Here is a 4,013-nt window from a genome sequence, read left to right as displayed (position 1 = left end):
GGGGGGACCCTGTGGGAGAGTAGGACGCCGCCGAACAATCATTGTGAAGAACCCCCCGATCCATCCGGATCGGGGGGTTCTTTGCGTTGTGCCGATATCCGGCCGGACGACCTCGCGGTGGTTATGGCCGGAGGGCGGCCGGGCCCCAGCTGGGCCGGCTCTCCCACTGGTCCGCCGTGTCGGTGATCCGGGTGACGCCGGTGCCGTTGGCCTGCATCCGGTACAGGTCGGCGGTGCCTCCGGCGGGGGCCTGGGCGAAGACGATCGACGTGCCGTCGGGGGAGTAGGCGGCCGCGCCGTAGAAGACGTCGGACGGTCCGGGGGTGAGGGCGTCGATGGTGGTTCCATCGGGCTGGACGGTGTAGATGCCCCCGCCGGGGGTGTAGTCGGGGCCGGCCGGATAGGTGGTGAACACGATCCGGGTGCCGTCGGGGGACCAGCTGGCGCGCTCGCCGGCCCGCAGCTCCCACGGCGTGAGCCGGCGCAGGCCGGTGCCGTCGGCGTTGACGATGTAGAGCGCCCGACCGGTGGCCGGCTGGCCGGTCGAGCTGGTCCGGTACTCGAAGACGAGCTGCTTGCCGTCGGGCGACCAGCTCGGGTTGCGGACGTCGCCGGAGTACGGCGTGTCATTGGTGAGGAAGGTCAGCCGCTGGGCGTTGGTGCCGTCGGGGCTCATCACGTACAGGTCGGAGTACTGGATCTGCTTGTTGGCCGAGTCGATCTCGCCCCACGCGCGGCTGAACGCGATCTGCTTCCCGTCGGGGGAGAAGGCGGGTCCGCTCTCCTCCTCGTTGGTGCAGTCGGCCGCGCCGGTCTCGCAGAGCTGGCCGATCTGGTGAGCGCCCTCGCCGTCGGCGGACACCGTCCAGAGCCGGGCCGAGCCGTTCTCGGTCTCGATCCGGTCGAAGGCGACGGTGCTGCCGTCGGGGGACCAGTCGGGGTGGTCGTCGCGGCCCTGGCCGGGGGGCTGGGTGAGCTGCTGCTGGGCGCCGCCGTCGGCCGACAGGGTGAAGACGGCGCTGGTCAGGCGGCCGGGGTCGAGGAAGACCCGGCTGGCGATCAGGCCGTTGTGGGCCGTCACGGGGGCGGCCGCGGCGGCTCCGATCACGCCCGGGGTCGCGTTGGCGACGGCGGGCTCGGGCGTGGGAGTGGCGGACGGCGACTCCGCCCGGATCTCGCTGAGCGGGATCTCGCCGGGCTGGGCACCGCACCCGGTGAGCAGGGCGGTGCCGGCCAGCAGAAGACCCGCACCTGCGTGGGCGCGGGTGCGGGCCGTGGTGGTGCGTGGCAGCAACCGTGTGCCGGTCATCGGCGTGTCATCTCCGTCTCTGATGCAGGACGAGGCCCCCGGGGGAGCTGTCACTGTGTCAGATCGGGAGTGCGGGCGGGCGCCCGACACGCGACGGTCCGTGGCCACTCGGTCGCACGGAGTATGACGAGTGGAACTGTCGGGTCGACAGCGCGGACACCCCGTCCGCCGTCGCGGGCGGCGCCGAAGAGGTGGGGCGCGCAGGCCCCGTGCGGGGTGGGTGGTCAGTCGCGGGTGGTGCGGCGTTCGGCTTCTGCTTCGTCCTCGGCCTCGGCGACCTCGAGGGTGGGGGCCGTGCCGCCGAGGTGGGCGGGCTGCCACCAGGTGTCGTCCGGGCCGCTCGGCTTGCCGGGGTACTCGCGCTGGGCCCGGTCGAGCATCTCGCCCATCGCGGCGCGCAGCCGGCGGGTGACCATGACGGGCTTGTCACCGGGCGCCAGCTCGATCGGCTCGCCGATCATGATGGTGACGGGGACGTGGCGCTTGGTGAGGGTCTTCGGCCGGCCCTTGGTCCAGAGCTGCTGGGTGCCCCACAGGACGACCGGCAGCAGCGGGGCGCCGGAGTCGGCGGCCATCCGGGCGGCGCCGGTCTTGAACTTCTTCAGCATGAACGAGCGGCTGATGGTCGCCTCCGGGAACACCCCGACCATCTCGCCGGCGCGCAGGGCGCGCACCGCGGCCTCGTACGCGGGCTGGCCGTCGGTGCGGTCGACCGGGATGTGCTTCATGCCCCGCATCAGCGGGCCGGAGACACCGTGCTTGAAGACGTCGTCCTTCGCCATGAAGCGGGTCTTGCGCTTGCCGCCGCGGTAGGCGCCGAGGCCGGCGAAGAGGAAGTCCAGGTAGCTGATGTGATTGCTCACCAGTACCGCTCCGCCCTTGGCGGGGATGTGTTCGGCGCCGACGATCCTGATGCGCACGTCGAGCGCGCGGAAGACGGTCAGTGCGGCGCCGATCACCGGCGGGTACACGAGCTCTGCCACGGTCAGTCCTGACTTCCCACGGGCCCTGGTGGCCCGGTCCGGCGGTACCCGTGTCGTACGTGGGGCCGACCGGAGGCGCGGCACGCCGCGGCGGCCACGGGTGATACACGGAGATGATCCCCCGAACGAGTGCCCGCTGTCACCTGAGGCAGGCGGTCGAGCGGGTGACGGGAGTGTGACGTCCGTGATGGGCCGGCCGGGAACCTTTCCCGGCGGGTCAGGAGGCGGGGTCGAGCCGGCCCTGCGAGCGGCGGAGCAGCAGGTACATCTCGCAGCCGAGGCAGTAGCCGAAGACGGCGTTGAGGAAGGCGGCGGCGAGCGCGAACCCGGTGGCCAGCAGTCCGAGCCAGGTCACCCCGGTGAGGAAGCCGAGCGTGCCGACGGCGGCGAAGACCAGGCCGACGCCCTGGGCGAAGCGCGGCGGCCGCTCGTCCTCGGTCTCGGTCGGCGGTGCCAGCCGGGGGCGGACCAGGGTCCGGTACAGCCAGCCGTACGGCGACCGGCGCAGGCCGCCGACGGCGCCGAGGCCGAAGACGGCGCCCTGGAGGGCGAGCAGCAGGCCGCTGCCGCTGAGCAGGACGGCGATGAGGACGGCTGTGGTGAGCGCGGCGGCGAACCGCGGGCCGCGGGGGTCTATCTGCACGGGGACTCCGGGGCTGGATCGCTGGTGGGGGGACGGCGGGGCGCGTCAGTGACAGCGCGAGGCCGTGGCCCGGCACAGGTCGACCACGCGGCGGGTGGTCAGCAGCGGCTGTGCGGGGCGGTCGGAGTCCACCCGGCGATCGTACGCGGACCCCGGCCCACCGGTCGACCACCCTGTCGGAGCCCGCGGCGGCCGGGGCAGACTGGGGGGATGACCGGGTTGGTGGTGTGCGTTGTCGTGCTCGCGGTGGCGAGTGCGTTCGGGCTGCTGCGGGCCAAGCGCGACGGGAGGCTGCGGGTGCGCACGAAGGACGGGGCGGTTCGGCTCTCGGCGGCGGACCTGGGGGAGGCGCTGGGCGAGCGGGCCACCCTGCTGCAGTTCTCGACCGCCTTCTGCCAACCCTGTCGCGCCACCCGGCGGGTGCTCGGTGAGGTGGCGGGCATGGTCGAGGGAGTGGCGCACGTCGAGCTGGACGCCGAGGCGCAGCTGGGCCTGGTCCGCCGGCTGGAGATCCTGCGGACGCCGACGGTCCTGGTCCTGGACGCGGACGGCCGGGTGGTGCGCCGGGCGGCCGGGCTGCCGCGCAGGGCCGACGTGATCGCGGCGCTGGGCGAGGCGGTCTGATCCGCCGGAGCGGAGCCGTGCGGCGGGGGTGGTGAATCCCACCCCGGATGCGCCGCCCCGTCAGGTGGTGCGGGCGCGGGGCTGGGGCAGGATGAGGGCTGACGGCAGTGCGAGCCGCCGCGCGGTCCGGCCGGGCCGGGGGTCCTTCGGGGGCCGCCGCGAGGCGCTGTGCGGGGCGGTCGGCCGGGGCTCGGCGGCGTAAGCTACTGGCCGGTAGTGTCATTCGACTGCCGACGAGTATGCTGCCAGGAAGTTCCGGACCGGCACGGGAACACGCTGCCCGGAGCGGGTGCGTGCCGAGTTCGCGCCCGCTTGCACAGCCGCAGCCGCCGGACGAGACCAGTACAGGAGACAGGCCGTGAGCTTGAGGATCGTTGTCTGTGTGAAGTACGTGCCGGACGCGACGGGTGACCGTCGTTTCGCGGACGACCACACCACCGACCGGGAGGGTGTG

The 4,013-nt window shown here is 73.4% G+C and carries 4 protein-coding genes and 1 pseudogene; 2 read left to right on the top strand and 3 right to left on the bottom strand.

The window, feature by feature from the left end; genetic code table 11:
* Nucleotides 1-121: 121 nt before the first annotated feature.
* From ACFVYI_RS42270 to ACFVYI_RS42260, 3 genes are all read right to left on the bottom strand, one after another.
* A complete protein-coding gene (locus tag ACFVYI_RS42270; RefSeq protein ID WP_387895432.1) occupies nt 122-1,309 on the bottom strand; it encodes a TolB family protein in 1,188 nt (395 codons plus the stop codon).
* A 224-nt stretch (nt 1,310-1,533) separates the two neighbouring features.
* A complete protein-coding gene (locus ACFVYI_RS42265) occupies nt 1,534-2,292 on the bottom strand; it encodes a lysophospholipid acyltransferase family protein (protein WP_387895431.1) in 759 nt (252 codons plus the stop codon).
* Between the two features lie 217 nt (nt 2,293-2,509).
* The gene (locus tag ACFVYI_RS42260; protein WP_387895429.1) at nt 2,510-2,935 is read right to left on the bottom strand and encodes a DUF4395 domain-containing protein; all 426 of its coding nucleotides are present in this window, start codon (nt 2,933-2,935) and stop codon (nt 2,510-2,512) included.
* Nucleotides 2,936-3,145: 210 nt separating this feature from the next.
* Here ACFVYI_RS42260 and ACFVYI_RS42255 point away from each other — a divergent pair, with 210 nt between their 5' ends.
* Together ACFVYI_RS42255 and ACFVYI_RS42250 are read left to right on the top strand one after the other, a co-directional pair.
* A complete protein-coding gene (locus tag ACFVYI_RS42255) occupies nt 3,146-3,559 on the top strand; it encodes a thioredoxin family protein (RefSeq protein ID WP_387895426.1) in 414 nt (137 codons plus the stop codon).
* A gap of 358 nt (nt 3,560-3,917) precedes the next feature.
* Nucleotides 3,918-4,013: pseudogene (locus tag ACFVYI_RS42250) on the top strand (electron transfer flavoprotein subunit beta); the annotation flags it as partial.

The organism is Kitasatospora sp. NPDC058218, from assembly GCF_042882445.1.
Lineage (GTDB): Bacteria > Actinomycetota > Actinomycetes > Streptomycetales > Streptomycetaceae > Kitasatospora.
Note: the sequence above shows the minus strand (reverse complement) of the source record. Positions and strands in the feature narration are given on the sequence as shown.